This window comes from Acinetobacter sp. TYF_19, assembly GCF_043105125.1.
Classification (GTDB): domain Bacteria; phylum Pseudomonadota; class Gammaproteobacteria; order Pseudomonadales; family Moraxellaceae; genus Acinetobacter; species Acinetobacter johnsonii.
Map to the genome: position 1 here is coordinate 21,822 of NZ_JBICLH010000084.1, position 21,857 is coordinate 43,678.

General features: G+C 41.6%; 20 protein-coding genes. 13 read left to right on the forward strand and 7 right to left on the reverse strand.

The window, feature by feature from the left end; translation table 11 throughout:
- The first annotated feature begins 220 nt into the window (after positions 1 to 220).
- The 4 genes from pheA (at position 221) to ACF8FD_RS13030 (ending at position 5,215) form a co-directional block, all read left to right on the forward strand.
- Positions 221 to 1,330, forward strand: coding sequence for a prephenate dehydratase (gene pheA / locus ACF8FD_RS13015; RefSeq protein ID WP_234304726.1), 1,110 nt, complete (start codon positions 221 to 223; stop codon positions 1,328 to 1,330).
- 66 nt (positions 1,331 to 1,396) lie between these two features.
- Positions 1,397 to 2,488 carry a histidinol-phosphate transaminase gene (gene hisC, locus ACF8FD_RS13020; protein ID WP_234304727.1) on the forward strand — a complete coding sequence of 364 codons (1,092 nt, stop codon included), beginning with the start codon at positions 1,397 to 1,399 and terminating at the stop codon, positions 2,486 to 2,488.
- Between the two features lie 3 nt (positions 2,489 to 2,491).
- Entirely contained in the window at positions 2,492 to 4,741 is a 2,250-nt protein-coding gene (locus ACF8FD_RS13025) for a bifunctional prephenate dehydrogenase/3-phosphoshikimate 1-carboxyvinyltransferase (protein ID WP_392453464.1), read from the forward strand.
- A gap of 108 nt (positions 4,742 to 4,849) precedes the next feature.
- On the forward strand, positions 4,850 to 5,215 hold the full coding sequence (locus tag ACF8FD_RS13030; protein WP_125274733.1) for a hypothetical protein: 366 nt from the start codon (positions 4,850 to 4,852) through the stop codon (positions 5,213 to 5,215).
- Between the two features lie 113 nt (positions 5,216 to 5,328).
- Here the strand turns inward: ACF8FD_RS13030 and ACF8FD_RS13035 are convergent, their stop codons facing one another.
- Both ACF8FD_RS13035 and ACF8FD_RS13040 read right to left on the reverse strand, forming a co-directional pair.
- Positions 5,329 to 5,769 (reverse strand): DUF2147 domain-containing protein, encoded by a 441-nt coding sequence (locus tag ACF8FD_RS13035; RefSeq protein WP_010327146.1) that lies wholly within the window; start codon positions 5,767 to 5,769, stop codon positions 5,329 to 5,331.
- Between the two features lie 388 nt (positions 5,770 to 6,157).
- Positions 6,158 to 6,787, reverse strand: coding sequence for an alpha/beta hydrolase (locus ACF8FD_RS13040; RefSeq protein ID WP_010327145.1), 630 nt, complete (start codon positions 6,785 to 6,787; stop codon positions 6,158 to 6,160).
- 126 nt (positions 6,788 to 6,913) lie between these two features.
- On the opposite strand from ACF8FD_RS13040, the gene yaaA reads away from it, so the two are divergent.
- Entirely contained in the window at positions 6,914 to 7,693 is a 780-nt protein-coding gene (yaaA, locus tag ACF8FD_RS13045) for a peroxide stress protein YaaA (RefSeq protein WP_234304729.1), read from the forward strand.
- 15 nt (positions 7,694 to 7,708) lie between these two features.
- Complete coding sequence (locus tag ACF8FD_RS13050) at positions 7,709 to 8,335, forward strand: metal-dependent hydrolase (protein WP_234304730.1); 627 nt, start codon at positions 7,709 to 7,711, stop codon at positions 8,333 to 8,335.
- On the opposite strand, the gene ACF8FD_RS13055 is transcribed toward ACF8FD_RS13050, so the two are convergent.
- Positions 8,332 to 9,759 carry a deoxyribodipyrimidine photo-lyase gene (locus ACF8FD_RS13055; RefSeq protein WP_234304731.1) on the reverse strand — a complete coding sequence of 476 codons (1,428 nt, stop codon included), beginning with the start codon at positions 9,757 to 9,759 and terminating at the stop codon, positions 8,332 to 8,334. The two genes, ACF8FD_RS13050 and ACF8FD_RS13055, sit on opposite strands and share 4 nt — an antisense overlap.
- Positions 9,760 to 10,597: 838 nt before the next feature.
- Between ACF8FD_RS13055 and ACF8FD_RS13060 the strand changes: the two genes are divergently transcribed.
- From ACF8FD_RS13060 to ACF8FD_RS13070, 3 genes are all read left to right on the forward strand, one after another.
- The gene (locus ACF8FD_RS13060) at positions 10,598 to 11,920 is read left to right on the forward strand and encodes an NCS2 family permease (protein WP_004696144.1); all 1,323 of its coding nucleotides are present in this window, start codon (positions 10,598 to 10,600) and stop codon (positions 11,918 to 11,920) included.
- 67 nt (positions 11,921 to 11,987) lie between these two features.
- The gene (locus ACF8FD_RS13065) at positions 11,988 to 12,989 is read left to right on the forward strand and encodes an adenosine deaminase (protein WP_178927684.1); all 1,002 of its coding nucleotides are present in this window, start codon (positions 11,988 to 11,990) and stop codon (positions 12,987 to 12,989) included.
- A 54-nt stretch (positions 12,990 to 13,043) separates the two neighbouring features.
- Entirely contained in the window at positions 13,044 to 13,406 is a 363-nt protein-coding gene (locus tag ACF8FD_RS13070; RefSeq protein WP_178927683.1) for a hypothetical protein, read from the forward strand.
- Between the two features lie 26 nt (positions 13,407 to 13,432).
- Here the strand turns inward: ACF8FD_RS13070 and ACF8FD_RS13075 are convergent, their stop codons facing one another.
- Entirely contained in the window at positions 13,433 to 13,987 is a 555-nt protein-coding gene (locus ACF8FD_RS13075) for a cytochrome b (RefSeq protein WP_392453465.1), read from the reverse strand.
- 236 nt (positions 13,988 to 14,223) lie between these two features.
- On the opposite strand from ACF8FD_RS13075, the gene ACF8FD_RS13080 reads away from it, so the two are divergent.
- The 3 genes from ACF8FD_RS13080 (at position 14,224) to rnhB (ending at position 15,752) form a co-directional block, all read left to right on the forward strand.
- A complete protein-coding gene (locus ACF8FD_RS13080) occupies positions 14,224 to 14,601 on the forward strand; it encodes a hypothetical protein (protein WP_017396847.1) in 378 nt (125 codons plus the stop codon).
- A gap of 137 nt (positions 14,602 to 14,738) precedes the next feature.
- The gene (locus tag ACF8FD_RS13085) at positions 14,739 to 15,101 is read left to right on the forward strand and encodes a hypothetical protein (RefSeq protein ID WP_234304733.1); all 363 of its coding nucleotides are present in this window, start codon (positions 14,739 to 14,741) and stop codon (positions 15,099 to 15,101) included.
- A gap of 63 nt (positions 15,102 to 15,164) precedes the next feature.
- Entirely contained in the window at positions 15,165 to 15,752 is a 588-nt protein-coding gene (gene rnhB, locus ACF8FD_RS13090; protein WP_234304734.1) for a ribonuclease HII, read from the forward strand.
- Between the two features lie 48 nt (positions 15,753 to 15,800).
- Here the strand turns inward: rnhB and csrA are convergent, their stop codons facing one another.
- From csrA to alaS, 3 genes are all read right to left on the reverse strand, one after another.
- Positions 15,801 to 16,055, reverse strand: a complete 255-nt coding sequence (gene csrA / locus ACF8FD_RS13095) for a carbon storage regulator CsrA (RefSeq protein WP_004982340.1) — start codon at positions 16,053 to 16,055, stop codon at positions 15,801 to 15,803.
- 273 nt (positions 16,056 to 16,328) lie between these two features.
- A complete protein-coding gene (locus ACF8FD_RS13100; protein ID WP_005400573.1) occupies positions 16,329 to 17,609 on the reverse strand; it encodes an aspartate kinase in 1,281 nt (426 codons plus the stop codon).
- Between the two features lie 66 nt (positions 17,610 to 17,675).
- Positions 17,676 to 20,369 carry an alanine--tRNA ligase gene (alaS, locus tag ACF8FD_RS13105; RefSeq protein WP_234304735.1) on the reverse strand — a complete coding sequence of 898 codons (2,694 nt, stop codon included), beginning with the start codon at positions 20,367 to 20,369 and terminating at the stop codon, positions 17,676 to 17,678.
- A gap of 392 nt (positions 20,370 to 20,761) precedes the next feature.
- Here alaS and ACF8FD_RS13110 point away from each other — a divergent pair, with 392 nt between their 5' ends.
- Positions 20,762 to 21,796 (forward strand): type I glyceraldehyde-3-phosphate dehydrogenase, encoded by a 1,035-nt coding sequence (locus tag ACF8FD_RS13110; RefSeq protein ID WP_178927678.1) that lies wholly within the window; start codon positions 20,762 to 20,764, stop codon positions 21,794 to 21,796.
- Positions 21,797 to 21,857: the final 61 nt, after the last annotated feature.

The following is a 21,857-nucleotide window of genomic DNA, read 5'->3' on the forward strand; positions in this document are numbered from 1 at the left end:
GTTTTGCTTGAGTGCTGTTCTATGCATAACAGCAAGAAGAAAATAGGCAGGGCTCAGTGGTTTTATTGATGTCTATTATTGGGGCAGTTTATTGATAAACTTGATGATTAAATCAACTGTATGTTTTTAGCACTGAAACATACAAAGTCTTATTGCGCAAGATTTCAAAGCTAACTATTGTTATACTGTTTGCACAATGTTTATGAAGGGCGACATAACAATGATCCAAGACGATCAAAACACAACGACTTCTCTTGACCTCAACCAAATCCGTCAGGATATCGACTCTGTTGATCAACAGATTCAACAACTTATTAATCGTCGAGCGAAACTGGCGGAAGCTGTTGCAAAAGCAAAATTTGCTTCTGAAGAGAATCCAATGTTTTACCGTCCAGAACGTGAAGCGCAAGTTTTACGGAATGTTATGGAGCGTAATGAAGGCCCTTTGTCTGATGTGACCATGGCACGTTTGTTCCGTGAAATCATGTCTGCATGTTTGGCTCTAGAAGCGCCGCAAAGTATTGCATTTTTAGGCCCTGTCGGTACGTATACACATTCTGCGGTGTTGAAGCACTTTGGACATGATGCTGTGGTTCGTCCGTTACCGACGATTGATGAAGTGTTCCGTGAAGTGGAAGCAGGCAGTGCCCACTATGGTTTGGTGCCGGTAGAAAACTCATCAGAAGGTGTGGTCAACCATACTTTAGATTGCTTTAAAGCCTCAAACTTAAATGTGATTGGTGAAGTTGAATTGCGTATTCATCACCAGTTTCTTGTGTCTGAAAACACGCGTAAAGACAGCATTAAACAAATTTATGCGCATCAGCAAACTTTGGCGCAGTGCCGTGCATGGTTGGACGCGCACTATCCTAGTGTGGAACGTGTAGCTTTAAGCTCGAATGCTGAAGCGGCACGTCGTATTCGTACTGAATGGCATTCGGCTGCTATTGCATCTGATGTTGCAGCAAGTATTTATGACTTAGAAATTTTACACAGCAATATTGAAGATAATCCTGAGAACACTACACGTTTCTTGGTGATTGGTCGTGAAAGAATCCCGCAAAGCGGTAATGATAAAACGTCATTGCTGATTTCTGCACATGATCGTGCAGGTGCATTATTGGAAATCCTTGCACCATTTGCAAAGCACAACATTAGTTTGACCAGTATCGAAACGCGTCCAGCACTGCCTGAAAAATGGGCTTATGTTTTCTTCATCGACTTAGAAGGTCATGTGGAACAAGACAATGTTAAAGCGGCGATTGAAGAGATTCGTCCACTCGTGAAAGAAGTTCGAGTGTTGGGTTCATACCCGATTGCAGTACTGTAATCTCTAAGGTGGTTGGGTTTACTCTAAATTCAACCATGTACACCACTTGTAAGAATGGAAGGTCACATGTCGTTTGCTCCAGCCAATGAAGGTATTGCGAAGTTAAAACCATATCAACCAGGTAAGCCAATTAGCGAATTAGAGCGTGAATTGGGGATAACCGATATTGTTAAACTTGCATCAAATGAAAACCCTTTGGGTTGTTCGGACAAAGTAAAAGAAGCAGTTGCTGCTGAATTGGCGGAAATTGGACGATATCCAGACGGTGGTGGTTTTATCTTGAAGGATCAAGTTCATACGCAGTTTGGTGTAGCACATGATTGTATTACTTTAGGCAATGGCTCAAACGATCTACTTGAAATTTTTGCCCGTGCATTTGTTTCAGATAAAGACTCGGTAGTGTATAGCCAACACGCATTTGCAGTTTATGCTTTGGTCACGCAAGCCATCAATGCTGAAGCGATTGAGGTACCTGCTCAAGGTTTTTCGCATGACCTTGACGCGATGGTGGCGGCAATTAAAGACAATACCAAATTGGTGTTTATTGCAAATCCCAATAATCCGACAGGAACTTGGTTTGAAGAGGCCGAATTTGAGCGCTTCATGCAAAAAGTACCGAGCCATGTGATCGTGGTTTTAGATGAAGCTTATGTGGAATATTTCCCAGAAAACTTTAATAGCTTAAAGTTTTTAGCACAGTATCAGAACCTGATTGTTAGCCGTACCATGTCGAAGTGCTTTGGTTTAGCGGCATTACGTGTTGGTTTTGCTTTAGCATCGGCAGAAGTGACAGATTTCTTAAATCGTATTCGTCAGCCGTTTAACGTCAACCATTTAGCCATGGTGGCAGCGGTTGCTGCACTGAAAGATGAAGATTTCATTGAGAAATCACGTGTGGTCAATAAAGCGGGCATGGTGCAACTTGAAACAGGGTTTAAAGCGCTAGGTCTAAACTATGAGCCTTCTCGTGCCAACTTTATTTTGGTCGATATACAAGCCGATCCTGCACAAACTTTTAATGCTTTATTAAAAGAAGGGGTGATTGTTCGTCCCGTGGGCATCGCCAGTCATTTACGAGTATCGATTGGAACTGAAGCTGAAAATACGAAATTTTTAACGGCTTTGGCCAACGTACTAGGTTTAGAGGCGAACGCTTAAATTATGTCTGCGCCACTGTTTGAAAAAGTTGCATTTATTGGTCTTGGACTGATTGGTTCAAGTCTTGCACGGGTGATGATTGCTGAAGGTTTAACCCAAAATATTGTAGCCTCTACACGTTCGGAAAAAACCTTACAGAATGCCAAAGCTTTGGGCTTAATCCAACAAGGCTATAGTGACCCTGTGGAGGCAGTTCAAGGTGCGGACTTGGTGGTTTTGGCCTTGCCTGTTCGTGCAACGCAAAAAGTATTGGAAACCATTAAACCATATTTGCATGAACATACGATTATTACCGATGTGGGCAGTACCAAAGGTAATGTGGTCGATGCGGCCAAAGCTGTGTACGGTGAAGCATTGCCTGCTGGCTTTGTACCGGGGCATCCAATTGCGGGTGCAGAACATACAGGTGTGCATGCAGGTAAGGTCGATTTATTTGCAAATCATAAAGTGATTTTGACACCGTTACCAACCAGTGCTGATTGGGCCGTAGAGAAACTGATCCAACTATGGCAAGCTGCGAAAGCAGAAGTGATTTGTATGGATGTGGCCAAGCATGATGAAGTCTTAGCGCATACCAGTCATCTTCCGCATTTGATGGCTTTTAACTTAGTTGAACAACTGGCAAACCGTGAAGATAATTTAGACATTTTTCGCTATGCTGCAGGGGGATTCCGCGATTTTTCTCGAATTGCGGCAAGTGACCCACAAATGTGGCATGACATCTTTTTTGCCAATAAAAAAGCCATTTTAAATGCCGTAGATGGTTTTGAAAACCAACTGGCAACGATTCGTAAACTCATTGAAGATGAAGATTCACATGCTTTAATGGGCTTGCTCGGACATGCGCAAGCAGCACGCCAGCATTTTAACCATATGCTCGCTCAAAAACCTTTCATGGAGAACAATAAAGTGACGACACAGCAATTCACCATATTACCGGGTAAAAAAAGTTTCCAAGGTAAGTTTAGCGTGCCAGGTGATAAATCTGTGTCACACCGTTCAATCATGTTTGGTGCAATTGCGGAAGGAACGACGTATGTGACAGGTTTCTTGGAAGGTGAAGATGCGTTAGCAACCTTACAAGCTTTCCGTGATATGGGCGTGAGCATTGAAGGTCCTAAAAATGGTGAAGTGACGATTCATGGTGTGGGCGTAAATGGCCTAAAAGCACCAGCAAGTGCGCTTTACATGGGTAACTCAGGGACTTCGATGCGTCTACTTTCAGGCATGCTTTCTGCACAAAAATTTGACTCTGTCATGACGGGTGATGCATCACTGTCGAAGCGTCCAATGGAACGTATTGCTAAACCGTTACGCGAAATGGGTGCACAGATTCAAACCACAGGTGAGCGTGGTACACCTCCTGTTTCGATCACTGGAAACCAAGCTTTACAAGGCATTCACTATGATTTGCCAATGGCCTCTGCGCAGGTGAAGTCTGGGATTTTATTGGCAGGTTTGTGGGCAGCAGGTGAAACATCTGTTACCGAACCAGAACCTACACGTGACCATACTGAACGTATGCTACGTGCATTTGGTTATGACGTGAAAACAGAAGGCAACCGTATTTCACTGCAAGGTGGCGGTAAGTTAGTCGGTACAGAGATTCAAGTGCCATCAGATATTTCATCGGCTGCTTTCTTTATGGTGGGTGCTGCGATTACTGAAGGTTCAGACGTGACTTTAGAAGCAGTGGGCATTAACCCAACGCGTACAGGTGTGATCGAGATTTTGAAGCAAATGGGTGCGAACATTACCGTTGAAAATGAACGTATTGCAGGCGGAGAGCCGATTGCAGACATTCGTATTCAAGGTACACGTACACTCAAAGGTATTCATATGCCTGAAGATCAAGTGCCATTGGCGATTGATGAATTTCCTGCATTGTTCATTGCTGCGGCATGTGCGGAAGGGCAAACTGTATTAACAGGTGCTGCTGAGCTGCGTGTGAAAGAATCAGACCGTATTCAAGTGATGGCGGATGGTTTAAAAACCATGGGTATCGATTGTACACCGACTGACGATGGCATCATCATCGAAGGTAAAGGTCGTTCAGGTGAGTGGGGCGCGATTTTCACCGGTGGCGAAATTGAATCACATCACGATCACCGTATTGCAATGAGTTTCTCAATGGCAGGTTTACGCACCTCTGGTGAAATTAAAATCATTGGTACTGAAACGGTTGCAACCAGTTTCCCGACCTTTACGCAATTAAGCAATCAAGCTGGTTTAGCGATCCAAGTCACTGAATAAGACTAAAGCTTAGATATTTTGTGTGAGAACAGCCAAGCTTTTGCTTGGCTGTTTTGTGTTAAGTCATTATGCTAAACCCATATAACAAAAAAGCCTTTGGGATGATCAATGAGAAAATTACAATTTACAGCACAGCATGGACAGCAGCAGGAAGTAAGTGAAAGCGGTGTGGTACAGAAGCAGGTACAAGACTTGCTGGTTCAAAAGTTAGGTCAATTTGGTTTTGAAACATTGCCACAAAGTGGTGATCAGGTGGCTGTGAGTGTCGATAATCATACTTTGCCACTGTCTATTACGTGCCAAGGTCATGACAGCGAAGGAAATCTGGTGTGCGAAATTGCCTCTTATCCAGAAGAAGAGCAAGACTGGTTAGACCGAATTGCTGAACGAAGCTTGTTGAACCAACTTGCACAAGCGGTTGAAAATACGCTAAAAACAGATAAAAGTTTTACTGAGTTTGAGTGGAAAGGCTAATTGAATAGATAAAAAATGCTGAATTGATTTTTCCTGATTCAGCATTTTTTAGGACAGAACACGTTTAATATTTTGATGGGTCAACGCGCTTATAACTGGATGTGCTATAAGCCTTATTCCACACGTAACCACGTCTGGCTGCGTCCCACAGCAGAAACGCCTAAATAACCTCTTAAGAATAGTTTTTTCCCATTTGGGCTAATTTTACCTTTTAGGCTATACAGCTTGCCTGAAACGGGATCAATGATTTTGCCATGCGTATAATTAATATTATTTTCAGTTTTTAAACCGGTAATCACTTGCATACCAATAATAGGCTTATCGGTGTAGGGTGCAGGGCAGTTGGTGCAAAACTCTTTTGCTGTATAACCTGGACGAGGTGTTGCTTTCAGTGCAGTTCCAGCATAAGTCCCGTTGGCTTGCTTTTCAATTTTCACCAGACCTTTGGGTTCTCCAGTTTTATCATCGATATAACGCCAAGTTCCTATAATGTCTTGAGCACAGGCTGATGTGGTGGCTATAGTGACTAAAACTGCCCCGAGAATTGTTTTCATAAAATCCCTGAATATTTTAAAAATTATTTAAATGAATAGCTCTCACGAGCTAAGATGTTGATTGTATAATTTATTATTTGAATAATGATGTGCAGAATATATCAAGTTCAAGAGTAGATTGTTGCATAAAGTACCATTAGCAGGATTAAATGCTCACTGATTTTTAAAACAGGTATTTGATGGAGATCGTGCTGGTTGAGTTTAGCGCTCAAAAGGAGGCTTAAAACTATTTTGACAAGAGATATAAGGGGTGACTAATGAAGCTGCTGGAAATGGCTTATTAAGCGTTGGAATAGAAAAAAAAGATAGGTCTAGATTAAAAATAAAAGTTCAAGAAAGAAAGGGGCTAATGTTAGACAGCCGTTTCTTTCCTGAACTGAGTGATGCGTTAAATCCACAAGAAACGTGTAATCGCAATACGTAACTGTTTTAAGTAACCGGTAAAGAAATGGTTTGCACCAGGTAATACAGTCACTAAATGGCGCTGCGGTTTAGCCCATGTAATCATGTCAGACAGTAAGGTAACTTCATCTGCTTCGCCATGGATGAATAAGATGTCACCTTTAAGTTGTGGTGTTACATAGTGGCGCACACCTGCGACCGTTGCCGTTGGTAGACCACATAAAATGGTTTGTTTTGGTCGAATTTCTTCTTGTAAAGCATCATAGCATTTTGCCATGACATGCGCACCGAAACTAAAACCACCCGCATAAAAGGGTAAAGTTGTATGTGCTGCACGAGCATGCTTAATCACTTCAAGAACATCATCAGTTTCGCCATGACCTTCATCGTGTAGACCAACACTTTGACCTGAGCCACGGAAACTTGGACGGTACACAATACAACCACGTTCTAAGAACATTTGCGCAAGTAATGCTGGAACCTTGTGTTGAGGCGTACCACCTTGGAGTGGATGGGGGTGAGTAACTACCGCGAATCCTTTCACTTCACCCTGTGGATAATCTACAAAAACTTCAATTTGTCCAACTGGACCTTGAATGAACATCTGCTCAGACATAGAGAATCGATACATATAACAGGAGAATCGGCTAGTTTAACCGTTTATGCTTATTAAAAACACAGATTGGCAATAAAATAAGTCTACTGATATAGTCTGTTTAATTGTTTTTTAATCAGGTTATCTATGCTTGCCCTTGTTTCTCCTGCCAAAACTTTAGATTACCAAACTGCTTTACCTACCGATGCGTATACACAACCCAGATTGTTGCAACATTCCCAAGAATTGATCGAAGTTAGTCGCAAACTGTCAGCAAGTGAAATTGCAAGCTTAATGAGCGTCAGTGAAAAAATTGCCACCTTAAACGTCGATCGTTTTCGCGATTGGCAGCCAGAATTCAACTTTGCAAATGCCCGACAAGCTATGTTTGCTTTTAAGGGCGATGTCTATACTGGTTTAGATGCTTATCATTTGTCAGAGTCGAGCATTGAGTACGCACAGCAACATTTAAGAATGCTCTCTGGTTTATATGGTTTGCTACGTCCATTGGACTTGATGATGCCGTATCGTTTAGAGATGGGAACCAAGCTGGCTAACCCACGCGGACATAATCTGTATGAGTTTTGGGGCAATCATATTACCGATTTAATTAACCAAGATTTAGAGCACGCTGGTTCTAAAATTTTGCTGAATATTGCTTCGGATGAATACTATAAATCCGTGAAAGAAAGCAAAATTCAAGCAGAAATTATTAAACCTGTGTTTTTAGATCAGAAAAATGGTAAATATAAAGTCATTAGTTTCTATGCCAAAAAAGCACGTGGTTTGATGGCGCGTTATATGATTGAAAACCAAATTGATCAAATTGAAGGGTTAAAATCATTCCAAACAGATGGTTATTACTTTGATGCCGACAGCTCATTAAAAGGTGAGTTGGTCTTTAAACGAGATGAACAGGCGGCATAATGCAAGGGCATTCCAATGGCGCAGTATACAAAACAGTTTCAGGACTATTGGGCGCTTACCGCAAAGAAACTGAGTTTGGATGACGATACCACTCAAAATTTCTATGCGTCGCTGTATGGCGCCTATAGTGAAGTGCAGCGACATTATCATAACATTCAACATATTGTTGAATGTTTAGAGCATTTTCATCAGATCAAAATCTACCTGGATGATACTTTGTCTGTTGAGTTGGCCATTTGGTTTCATGATGTCATTTATAACCCGAAAGCACATGATAATGAGCAGCAAAGCGCCGATTATATGCAACGGATGCTTGAAAATGTGCTTGGAGCTGAGCAAATTGCAAAGATCTATGCATGGATTTTAGCAACCCAAGTACATGCACCGACCGCTGATACTGATTTGGCTTATCTATTGGATATTGATCTGGCTATTTTAGCCAGCGATCCTATGCGTTTTGCTGAATATGAATGCCAAATTCGGCAAGAATATGCTTGGGTTGAGCCCTCACTTTATGTGCAGAAGCGTCAACAAGTGTTAAGGCACTTTTTGGAAACGCAGCCACTGTACCAGACGCCATTTTTCCAAAAGTGCTATGAGCGTCTTGCTAAGCAGAACTTAGCCCAAACTTTAGGTGTTTAAAGCCCTTTAAATGCTTCGATGGCACGAACACGACTGGATTTTAAATCGACGATTGGTTTGGGGTAGTCCAAATCCATATTCTGCTGCTTCGCATAAGGCTCATGAATGTTTTTGGCATCTAAATGTGCAAGCTCTGGCAGCCACTGTCGAATATAATCACCATTGCTATCAAATTTCTGAGATTGGCTCACAGGGTTAAAGACTCGGAAATAAGGCACAGCATCGGTGCCCGTGGAGGCACACCACTGCCATCCGCCATTATTGGCCGCTAAGTCACCATCAGCCAAATGTTGCATAAACCATTGCTCGCCCAGACGCCAATCAATCAACAAGTTTTTAGTTAAGAACATTGCGACAATCATACGAACTCGATTATGCATCCAGCCTGTCGCAAGTAGTTGTCGCATGCCTGCATCCACAATTGGAATACCAGTACGACCTTGTTGCCATGCGTTTAAATCTTCAGGCGAATCTCGCCAAACAATACGCTGTGTGTTGGTTTTAAATGGTAGATGTTTAGAGACATGTGGAAAATCAAATAAAATATGTTGATAAAACTCCCGCCAAAGTAATTCATCTAACCAAGTCTGCTGGCCTGTGTTATCAATCATAAATTGACCGTGTTGAGCACGAAACAGGGCATTGAGACACTGGCGAATCGACACGATCCCGAGATTTAAATAAGTTGAAAGTTGACTGGTGCTATTTAAAAATGGAAAGTCCCTCTCTTTTTGATAGCCACTAACTTTGTGATCAATAAAATCATCGAGCACTGAAAGCGCATATATTTCCGTTTCAGGCCAATAGGCTTTAATTTGATTTAGCTCATTCGTATTCACATCAATCAGCGATTCAATGTGTGGAATGGTTGTATTTAAATCGGTAGGAAGTTGTATGGGCTGCTGCGTAGAAGGGAGTGGATAGCACTGCGGTAAGCCAATATTTAAGCGCTCATAACAGGTTTTTTTAAAAGCGCCAAAGACTTGATAGGGCTTACCAGATTGGTTACGAATACTGTTTAAGGGAAAGAGGGTTCGATCTTGGAAGAGTGTAAATTCAATGTGTTGCTGATTTAAGCATTGTTGAACTTCGGCATCGCGCTTAAGCTCATTCACGCCCATTTCGATATTTGCAAAAATCTGTTGTACTTGCAGTGTATGACACAAAGATGAAAGCCGACGTGGAATATCTTGCCACAGCGGAATATTTAGAATGAGCAAAGGAATATTCAGCTGAGCAAGGCTCTGTTTTAAATCGTGCAATTGTCTGACATATAAATCAATTTTTACAGCTGCATCATGATGTAATAGCCACTGTTGTGGGGATAGGATCACTAAAGCCAGCATAGGTCCATGTTGGCTTGCATGCCAAAGTGCGGCATGGTCGTGTATGCGAAGATCTTGTCTAAACCAAATTATGTTCATAAAAGGTTAATCAACTGTAATTTTTTGAAATATAAAATATTACAAAATTGAGCACTTTGATCATATTTTTTTCTCACTCATTTAATTTAATCTTATGTTATTGAAATAATTAAATCAGAAAAAACTATAAAGTGTGAAGATACTTTTTATCTGATAAATGTGTGGCCCTTTGTATTATTTGTTATGATTTGTAATCATGCTAAAGCAGTTGTGGATATTGTGAATGTCATGAAAAAAATTCTAATCCCTATTTTTGTGGCTGCTGTTTGTTTGCTTGGGTTTGTTGTTTTTCAGGATACAGAAACGAAAAAACAGCAACAGTTGAATCAACTCATGAACAGTACTGAGCCTAAAGTGCAAAAGTTGAGTCCTCTCTCAAAGGCAAACGTCGTGCCTGAAAAAGTCAATAGCTCGTTTTCAAAGTGATGCTGAAGCAATAATCGATCAGGTCTCCATTAAAGTAATTTGAAGCTTAAGATAGAATAAAATCATGTATAAATGACTTATCGTGTTGAATTTTAATTAAAAATAAATTTAAAACAATTAAAAATCAGTGTGTTATAATTCGCGCCAAGATATATTGAATTTTAGACTTTGAGTCTAAAATGACTTTTTTGTTGAAAGCTGCATACGGTTTATGCGGCTTTTTTGTTTAGGTATATATGGTTCGACCCTGCGTTTGAATCATTCATGGCTAAATAAACTTTTCCTAAATTGAGGAAATTTGGCATATTCATTGCTTTAACTTCCAGAAATTTAATCAGATTTTCATCGTACTGAGTGTCGAAATTTTTTGGCAGTTATACAGTTTTAAAAGTTTATTTACAGGGGCTAGGTCATGACGACTCCTAATCCATCTTCAGAAAATATGCTCGAGCGTATGTTCAAACTGAGTGAAAATAAAACCAGTTTTCGTACAGAGCTTCTTGCAGGTGTAACCACATTCTTAACCATGTGTTACATCATTATTGTGAATCCAATGATTTTATCCGAAACGGGGATGGATCATGGTGCTGTCTTTGTAGCGACTTGTCTTGCAGCCGCAATTGGCTGTTTGGTTATGGGTATTGTTGCAAATTATCCAATTGCATTAGCACCGGGTATGGGCTTAAACGCTTACTTTACCTATTCGGTGTGTATGGGTATGGGTGTGCCTTGGCAGACTGCTTTAGCTGCAGTGTTTGTATCAGGTTTGGTGTTCATTGCGATCAGTATGTTTAAGATCCGTGAAGCCATTGTGAATGCAATCCCAATGTCGCTTAAGCTTGCGATTGGCGGCGGAATTGGTTTATTCCTTGCGCTGATTGCTTTAAAAAATGCAGGCGTTATTGTGGACAATCCAGCGACTTTGGTTGGATTGGGCGACTTAAAGCAACCGACGGTTCTTTTGGCTTTATTTGGCTTCTTGATGGTGGTTGTACTGCATCACTTTAAAGTGCGTGGTGCTATTATTATCAGCATCTTGGCTTTAACTGCAATTTCAACAGCAATGGGCTTAAGCGAGTTTAAAGGTGTTGTTGGTGAGATTCCATCAATTGCTCCAACATTCATGCAAATGGACTTTGAAGGTCTATTTACGGCAAGCTTAGTGGGTGTCATCTTTGTATTTTTCTTGGTCGATTTATTTGACTCAACAGGTACATTGGTTGGCGTGTCACACCGTGCAGGCTTACTGAAAGATGGCAAGCTTCCACGTTTGAAAAAAGCATTATTTGCAGACTCAACCGCAATTGTTGCTGGTGCAGCATTAGGTACATCTTCGACGACACCATATATTGAGTCGTCTGCGGGTGTTGCTGCTGGTGGCCGTACAGGTTTAACCGCAGTTGTGGTCGGTGTGTTATTTATCTTATGTTTGTTTTTAGCACCTCTAGCTCAATCTGTACCTGGTTTTGCAACAGCTCCAGCATTGTTATTTGTTGGTGTGTTGATGATTCAGGGGATTACCCATATTGATTGGGATGATATTACTGAAGCTGTACCTGCGTTCTTAACCATTGTATTTATGCCATTTACCTACTCAATTGCAGATGGTATTGCGATGGGCTTTATTAGCTATGCATTGGTTAAATTGTTCACCGGTAAAGCGGCGACTGTACCGTACATGGTGTGGATCGTGGCTGTGCTTTGGGCATTAAAATTCGCGTTATTTGGTGGCTAATTCATCAAATAGTGATAAGGGTGTAAACTCAGTTTACGCCCTTTTTTATTTTTAAAGAGGAAAAGATATGAGTCAATTGGAGCTCATTCGTGCTTTACCAAAAGCTGAATTGCATGTGCATATTGAAGGGACATTTGAGCCAGAACTCATGTTTGCAATCGCACAGCGTAATCAAATAGACATTCCTTATAAGTCGGTTGAAGAAGTGAAACAGGCTTATAATTTTCACAATCTGCAATCATTTTTAGACATTTATTATGCAGGTGCAAATGTACTGATTCATGAGCAAGACTTTTATGACTTGGCTTGGGCATACTTTGAAAAATGTGCCGAAGATCGTGTAGTGCATACCGAAATGTTCTTTGATCCACAAACGCATACTGACCGCGGTATTGCTTTTGAAACAGTGATTAATGGTCTGCAACGCGCATGTGATGATGCCAAGGCAAAATTTGGCATTAGTTCGCATTTGATTATGTGTTTCTTGCGTCATTTAAGTGAAGAAGCAGCCCTTGAAACTTTAGCACAGGCATTGCCGTATAAAGATCAAATCATTGGTGTGGGCTTGGACTCAAGCGAAGTTGGGCATCCTCCTTCAAAGTTTGAACGTGTCTTTGCTAAAGCGCGTGAAGCTGGCTTTTTAGTGGTTGCGCATGCGGGTGAAGAAGGTCCAGCAGAATATGTGTGGGAAGCTTTAGATTTGCTTAAAGTGAATCGTATTGACCATGGTGTGCGCTCTGAAGAAGATCCTGTATTAATGCAGCGTTTGATCGCAGAGAAAATGCCACTGACAGTTTGTCCACTCAGCAACTTAAAGCTATGTGTCGTTAACGATATGGCACAGCACAACATCCGCCGTTTGTTGCAACAAGGTGTGCAAGTGACAGTAAATTCAGATGATCCATCGTACTTTGGTGGTTATATGAATGATAACTTTATTGCCATTACAGATGCGTTAGACTTAACAGCAGCTGAGCTAAAACAATTGGCGCTGAACTCTTTTGAGGCGTCGTTTATTTCGGCAGAAGAGAAGCAAAAATGGGCGGCTGAAATTGCAGCCATTGCTTAATCTGATGCCCTTTTAAAGACAGAGTTCGCTCTGTCTTTTTTATGTGAGATCAATATGAAAAAAATGATTGCAGTGCTTGTGGTTATTTTTGTGCTCTTTGCAGTTTATTTGCTCAAAACCGATACAGGGTTAACTCAAAAGCTATTAAAGCCAGTGGTGGTGTATCAGTGCGGTGTTGAGCTTGAAGCGACAAGGCTGTGGAAAGTCAGTACAGCATTGCTTGGTGAAGAGAAAAAGAATCAGCTCCAAACGCAAATCTGTGGTTGCGTGGGTGAAAATGCGTTAAAGGATATTCCAGCAACAACCTTGCTACATGCCGTAGTTGATGAACAAGTCAAAAAACAGGTGGTCCAACAGGGTGTGTTGAATACGCTGAAAGGATGTGTGGTGGATGAAGTCCTAAAAGCAACAGATTGATGCTTTTAGGCTGGTTCAACTTGGTCTTACTTTGCCTGTTTGGTCATGCTATTTAACACATTATCTTTATCAATAAAGTGGTGTTTCAGTGCTGCTGCAATATGCCCTACCAACAGTAATCCAGCTGCCCATGAAATCCAGATATGTAAAGGTTTTACGATCGCGAGTAACTGTGGATTGTCTTGTACTAAACGGGGAATTTCAAAAAGGTACAATACCGGTGCAGGGTGCCCAGCACTCCAGCTAAATAAACAGCCAGTAATTGGCAAAGCCAACAAAATGAAATATAAAGCCAAATGACCGAGGTGGGCCATTTTTTGCATTAACGGTGACATGCTGTCTGAAAGTTTGGGTGCAGGGTGGGTATAACGCCAAAAGATACGAATTACCACCAGAAAAATAATCGTGGTTGCAATGTTCTTATGTAAGGTAATGACATCCCCTTTAAAGCTACCGTCAGCATCATAGCTGAGGAAGTTTCCGCTATAAAAACCAATCAGCCAAGCAGCAATAAAGATAATTGCCATGAGCCAATGCAGGATTTGAGCAGTACGCGTGTAATGGGTATTTGCCGAGTTCATTAGATTCACATCCATTTTTATGTTGCGCCATTTTATAGAACTATAGGTAGGTCAAAAATGTAGTAGATGCAACATAGCGTTGATATTCTGCAACGCTGTACAGACCAGTGACGCATGACTGATCTAAAACTGTGCAATAAGCGAAAGATATTAAAATGGCATGGAAATAGTGTTTCCGTAACTAGCAAAGATTTGGCAAAATACGCGCACTTTAACTGTTATAAATGGATATATCCGTGAAAAAAATGATTGCAGTGCTTGCTCCTTTGGCTTTGATCCTTTCGGCTTGTACAACGACTGATATGGCAACGACCAATACGACGACCACCACGCAACAACTGGGTACAGCAGCGCTTAAAATTGCCATTAATGCAAAATGTACGACTGAGTTGAATAATCTACCAGCATGGAAAACAGCAACCAAATTTATGACGGCTGATCAAAAAACCGATATTCAGGCTGAAATTTGTGGTTGCGTAAGTGAAAAAGCCCCACAAAATATTACCGCTGTCGATGTGGCAACAGCGGCCATTGACCCTGCGGCACGTACAACTATTATTAGCAATGCAGTAACCAAAACCATCAATGCATGTGTGGCTGAAGCGGTGAATTAAGTTGTGATATATCAAAGAAGCGGGGACATGCCTGGCTTCTTTGCAGTTTTTTTGTACTTTTTGGCGTTTATCTTTTATATTGATGTGAATAATAACAATTGAAGCCTGATTTCTTTTACAACAAAGGGTGTATCTGTATGAAAAATGATAAGTTAACTCTCTGTTTGTTTGGCTCGCTTATGCTTTCCGCGTGTGTGTCGAATCCTTTATCTATCTCAGATGATGATGGAATCTCGGCTATTAAAATGGCCTCACATGCAAAATGTATGGATGAAATCGAAACTAATCCGACATGGATCATGGGTAGTAAGCTGTTATCAGAAGACCAAAAACAAAAGAAAAAACGTGAAGTATGTAACTGTGTAGGTGATAACTCTCCCAAAGTATTCTCTAAAGAGCAGTTGGCTTTGGCGGCAATTGATCCCAAAGTAAAGGCAACCTATGGCGCTTTAGCCGCAACAAAAACAACAGCCACATGCGCCTCCGAAATGCTAAACTAAGCCGAATAAATTGTTAAGTTTTTAAAATGGCTGTTGATCAGCCATTTTTTATGAGAGTAGAAAATGCAAATTGCAGGTGCAGATGAGGCAGGGCGCGGCCCTTTGGTGGGTTCAGTGGTCGCTGCTGCGGTAATTTTAGACCCGAATAACCCAATACAAGGGTTGAATGATTCCAAAAAATTGACTGAAAAAAAACGTGAAAAACTTTTTGTCGAAATTCAGGAAAAAGCATTGGCATGGGCGATTGCTGAGGCAAGTGCTGCTGAAATTGATGAGATCAATATTTTACAAGCATCTTTGCTTGCGATGCGCCGCGCGGTTGAACAGCTCACGATACAGCCCGAACATGTCTTGGTTGATGGTAATAAAATTCCACAAGGCTTAAGCATGAGCTGTGAGGCAATTGTGGGTGGGGATGCTTTACATGCTGAAATCTCAGCAGCGAGTATTTTGGCCAAAGTGACACGTGACCATCAAATGATTGAGATGGACCGAAAATATCCTCAGTTTGGTTTTGCCAAACACAAGGGTTATCCAACCAAAGCGCATTTTGAAGCGATTGCTGAACATGGGGTCATCGACGAGCATCGTCGTAGTTTTGGGCCTGTAAAGAAAGTGATTGAGGCGCTTGAGCAAAAAGAGGCTATATAAAAATTTAAAGCGGCCAATCGGGCCGCTTTATATCTGAATGTTTCAATCTTAACGATTGAAATTATTCTGCTGTGCACCTTCATCTTCAAATGCAGGCTGGTAGTCCTGATCAAGATGTTGAAGATGTTCATGCATTGCACGTTCATGCTGAATGCGTTGATAAATCTCTTCACGATGTACAGATACTTCTTTGGGAGCATTGACACCAATACGAACTTGGTTGCCTTTGACACCAAGTACAGTAACACTTACTTGATCCCCAATCATTAATGTTTCACCGACGCGTCGGGTCAAAATCAGCATGTTTATCTCCTTGCAAAACGCTAAACCTGCAGTTGTACTAAAGTAAAATACATAATTTTTTGTATTTAAAAAAATTTAAACAAATGTTTAATACAACCGCATGACACTTGAATTTTTAGATATCTAGTGACATTAGGTATAACATTCATCTAAATTTAAGAAAGCCTCGGGCTTAATATAACAGAGCCACTATAGAAAAAACTATAGTGGCTCCTGATTTTTGTAGTCTTTTGCAAAAACTGTCAGACAATGACAAGTTTTTCGCAAGATTGCTTAAGCGCGTGCGCTTGATTCACCGTGTTCACGGTCTAAACCGAAAGCAGTGTGTAGAGAACGTACAGCAAGTTCTAGATAGTTCTCTTCAATAATCACAGAAATTTTGATTTCTGAAGTTGAGATCATCAAAATGTTGATGCCTTCATCAGCCAGGGCGGTAAACATTTTACTTGCAACACCTGCGTGTGAACGCATACCCACACCTACGATTGACACTTTAACAATGTCGTCACGTGTAGCAACTTCGCGCGCACCAATGGCTTGAGCAGTTTCTTGAAGAATTTTTGTTGCTTTTGCAAGTTCGCCGCGGTTTACCGTGAAGGTGAAGTCAGTTGTACCATCTTCTTCAACATTTTGGATAATCATATCCACTTCAATGTTGGCATTACCAATTGGCGATAAAATTTTAGATGCAATACCTGGTTCATCAGGAACACCTAGAATCGTAAGTTTAGCTTCGTCACGGTTAAATGCGATACCAGAGATAATTGGTTGTTCCATGTTGTCTTCCGCCTCAGTGGTGATTAGTGTTCCGACGTTCTTTTTAAATTCTTCGTCGAATGCGCCATCATCGTCATTATCAAAACTTGATAATACGCGTAAAGGCACTTGGTATTTTCCTGCAAATTCAACCGAACGAATTTGTAGAACTTTTGAACCAAGTGATGCCATTTCCAGCATTTCTTCAAATGAAATACGGTCTACTTTTTTCGCTTTTGGTGCAACGCGTGGGTCAGTCGTATAAACGCCATCTACATCTGTATAGATTTGACATTCATCTGCTTTTAATGCAGCAGCAAGTGCTACACCCGAAGTATCTGAACCGCCACGGCCGAGCGTGGTGGTGTTACCATCGGCATCGAAGCCCTGGAAACCAGCAACCACGATCACACGACCAGCATCTAAATGCGCAGTCATGGTATCGGTGTCAATCGACTCGATACGTGCTTTGGTAAACGCATTGTCCGTTTTGATACCGACTTGGCGACCTGTAAGTGACTTAGCTTCAACGCCAATAGAATTGAGCGCCATTGCTAACATTGAAATCGTTACCTGTTCACCCGTAGAAACCATTTGGTCTAATTCTCGTGGGTCAGGGGTTTCGGTAATGGCTTTCGCTAAAGCAAGTAGACGATTGGTTTCGCCACTCATTGCTGATACAACCACTACAACCTTGTGGCCGTGGTCATGCCAACGCTTTACACGACGAGCAACATTTAAAATGCGCTCTGGAGTACCCATAGAGGTACCGCCATATTTTTGAACGATTAATGCCATAGTTGTTCCATATAAACCATGACCCTGAATGCATCATTCAGGGTCAGTTACACAAAAGGTGAAGTTTTATTTCGCTTCAAGCCAAGCAGTTAAATCTGCCATCACTGTTGCAAACTTCTCGTTTAGTGGCGCGCCACCTTGTGCTAAGTCAGGTTTGCCACCACCTTTACCACCAAGCTCAGTTGCTAGATGTTTGATGATGTCACCTGCTTTAATAGAAGCAGTAAAGTCTTTTGCTACAGATGCAATCAGGCTAACTTTGTCACCTTCAACACCAGCAAGTACGATGACTGCATTTTCTAATTTGGATTTCACACCGTCATGTAGGTTGCGAAGTGATTTCGCATCCATGTTTTGAACAGTCGTGATCAGCGTTTGACGACCCGCAAGCGTTTGAACTTGGCTAAGCAGTTCAGCAGCTTGGAAGCTGGCAAGTTTTTGATTGAGTTGCTCGATCTGTTTTTGCAAGCTTGATGCTGTGTCGACTAAGGCTTCAACTTTTTCTAAAGTTTGGTCTTTTTGAGCTTTCAATAAACCATTGATGATATTGATATCACGGTCGGCTTTTTGAGTAACTTCAATGGCTTTGGTACCTGTTACCGCTTCAATACGACGTACACCCGCAGCTACACCACCTTCAGAAGTGATTTTGAACAAGCCAATATCGCCTGTGCGTTTAACGTGAATACCACCGCATAGCTCAATTGAGAAGTTCTTCTCTTCAATGATTGAACCCATTGAAAGTACACGAACTTCATCGCCATATTTTTCACCGAACAACATCATCGCACCTTTTGCTTTCGCAGATTCGATGTCGAGAAGTTCAGTACTTACTGCTGTATTTGCAATCACTTCAGCATTCACTAAGCGTTCAATTTCTTGAAGTTGTTCAAATGAAACGGGCTGATCGTTGGCAAAGTCAAAACGTAAGATATCTGACGCAACCAATGAGCCTTTTTGTTGCACGTGTTCGCCTAAAATTTGACGTAGTGCAGCATGCAAAAGGTGAGTTGCGGAGTGGTTGCGCGCAGTTGCAGCGCGGATATCTGCTTTGACTGTTGCTTCAACATTTTGAGCAAGCTTAATGCTACCTACAGTCACGATACCTTGGTGGACAAAAGCGCCACCTGATTTCTTGGTGTCTTGAACCTCAAAAATACCCGTGTCATTTTTGAAAATACCCGTGTCACCAATTTGACCGCCGCTTTCTGCATAGAACGGGGTTTGGTTCAGTACGATGAGGGCTTCGTCACCTTCAACCACTTCATCAACTTGTTCGCCATCTTTATAGATCGCGATAATTAGACCTTGGCCAATTGTTGCGTCATAGCCGTCAAACTGAGTTTCGCCTTCAACTTTAACCACGCTGTTATAGTCAATTGCGAATTTACCTGCATCGCGTGCACGTTGACGTTGAGCAGCCATTTCAACTTCAAAGCCTGCTTCGTCAATTGTTAAATCACGTTCACGTGCGATGTCAGCAGTTAGGTCAGTTGGGAAACCGTAAGTATCGTAAAGTTTAAATACTACTTCGCCCGGAATTACAGAACCTTTTAACTGCGCCAATTCGCCTTCAAGCAATTTCAAACCTTGCTCAAGTGTTTTGGCAAATTGTTCTTCTTCTTTCAGAAGTTGTGCTTCGATACGTGCTTGTTGAGCAGCAAGTTCAGGATAAGCTTCGCCCATCACTTCAATCAGTGGCTTCAACATTTTGTGGAAGAACGAACCTGTTGCGCCTAGCTTGTTACCATGACGTACTGCACGACGGATAATGCGACGCAGTACATAACCACGACCTTCATTTGATGGGTTTACACCATCAGCAATTAGGAATGAACATGAACGTGCGTGATCCGCAACCACTTTAAGTGATGCAGGGTACTGAACTGGTGTACCTTTTTCGCGAGCTTCTGCTTCAAGTGCAACGGTATCTAAACCAATGATTTCAACGGCTGCTTTGAGTAAGTGTTGAAATAGGTCAATTTCGTAGTTTGAGTTAACGTGTTGTAAAACAGCAGAAATACGCTCTAAGCCCATACCTGTATCAACAGAAGGCGCCGGAAGAGGGTGCAATACGCCGTCCGCAGTACGGTTGAACTGCATGAAAACGTTGTTCCAGATTTCAATGAAACGGTCGCCATCTTCTTCAGGTGTGCCTGGTAAGCCACCCCAAATATGGTCGCCATGGTCAAAGAAGATTTCAGAACATGGACCACATGGACCTGTATCACCCATTGCCCAGAAGTTATCTGATGCGTATTGGCCGCCTTTGTTGTCACCAATACGAATAATACGTGATGCATCTAAACCAATTTCTTTGTTCCAGATATCAAATGCTTCGTCGTCGGTGTGGTAAACCGTTGCATAGAGTTTGTCTTTAGGTAGAGCTAACCAAGCTTCACCAGTGAGAAAATCCCATGCAAATTTGATTGCATCACGTTTGAAGTAGTCGCCAAATGAGAAGTTACCTAACATTTCAAAGAAGGTGTGGTGACGTGCGGTATAACCGACATTGTCTAAGTCGTTGTGTTTACCACCTGCACGGACACACTTTTGTGAAGACACTGCACGTACATAATCACGTTTTTCTAGGCCTAAGAAACAATCTTTAAATTGGTTCATACCCGCGTTGGTAAACAACAAAGTAGGGTCGTTGGCGGGAACTAGAGAACTCGACGCGACACGTGTATGCCCTTGCGATTCAAAGTAGCTTAAAAAAGCTTCGCGAATTTCAGCTGATGTCATAAAACGAGTACTCACAACCAAGTCACTCCATAATTTCGATTTGGCTAATAGTAGCTGAAGAAAGTCTTATTCTAAATACGCTGACTTCAGATACTGGCTTAAAAATTTTAAAACGCCAAATTATAACGGAAAAAGGATGTTGTACCAATCACTTTAAGGCGAATTGATGACATTTCTATGTATTCGATAGTTCTAAGATTTTGCTTGTTATTGTTGGATATTTATATCATTTCGTGGAGATGAGGTGATTAGTGCGAGGTGGTCAGGCTGGTCAACTTATGACTTAAGGGTTCATATTCATCATCTTCACTGATGGGTCATAGAAAAAGAAAGCTTAACCAAATCTGTATAAATCCATTAATATAGGCCTGCTTTATCTTTCATCATTTTATACATAAGGGCAAGTCATGCAACGAGTGGCGATAAATGGATTTGGTCGAATCGGACGTAATGTACTACGCGCTTGGTTTGAAAATCCAAAGAACTTTCAGTTTGAAATCGTCGCGGTAAATGATGTAGCAGATGTAGAAACCTTATTGCATTTATTTAAATATGACACCACGCATGGGCGCTTTCCGGGGAAAGTCGATTTAAGTTATGAAAATGAACGTATTTTTCTGCATTTATCAAATAATCAAGCACAACTCAAAGTTGAAGTCTTGCGTCAGGAAAGCCCGCAAGATTTACCTTGGGCAAGTCTCCATGTAGACGTGGTTCTAGAGTGCACAGGTTTATTTCGCTCGCGCGAAGCGGCAACAGGGCATATCGGCGCAGGTGCAAAGCGGGTGATTATTGGCGCGGCACCTTTTGATTCGGTTGATGCCGCCATTGTGTATGGGGTGAATCATCATGAGGTCAAAGCCAGTGACCAAATCATTTCCAGTGTGTCATGTACAACACAGGCCTTAGTGCCTTTGGTTAAAATCATTGATGATGCTTTTGGAATTGATACTGCGCTCATGACCGAAATTCATGCAGTGACTGCCGATCAGTCTGTATTAGATCATGCGCATCGTGATTTAAGACGTGCTCGTGCTTCAGGTCAAAATATTATTCCCACCACATCGTCAGCCCTTGGTGCTTTAAAACAAGTCATGCCAAAAATGGCCGATCGTATCGATGGTTATTCGATTCGTGTGCCAACCATTAATGTGGCGGCAATTGATTTGACCTTTATTTCGCAAACCCCAATTACCGACCATAAAATTAATGAAGTGCTGATTCAGGCGGCGAAGTTAGACTACCGTGAAATTATGGATGTGACGGATGAACCTTTGGTGTCTTCGGATTTTAACCATTCACCCTATTCACTGATTGTTGATTTAACGCAAACCATGGTGGTGGGGCATCAAGCCAAAGTCTTTGCGTGGTATGACAATGAATGGGGCTATGCAAACCGCTTATTGGATTTGTGTGAGTCTTTTAGTGCATCAACCACCTAAAGTCCTTTATTTTTAAGCATCTTTTACTCCGAAAACAAGATGATAGGCATAGACCGAAGAC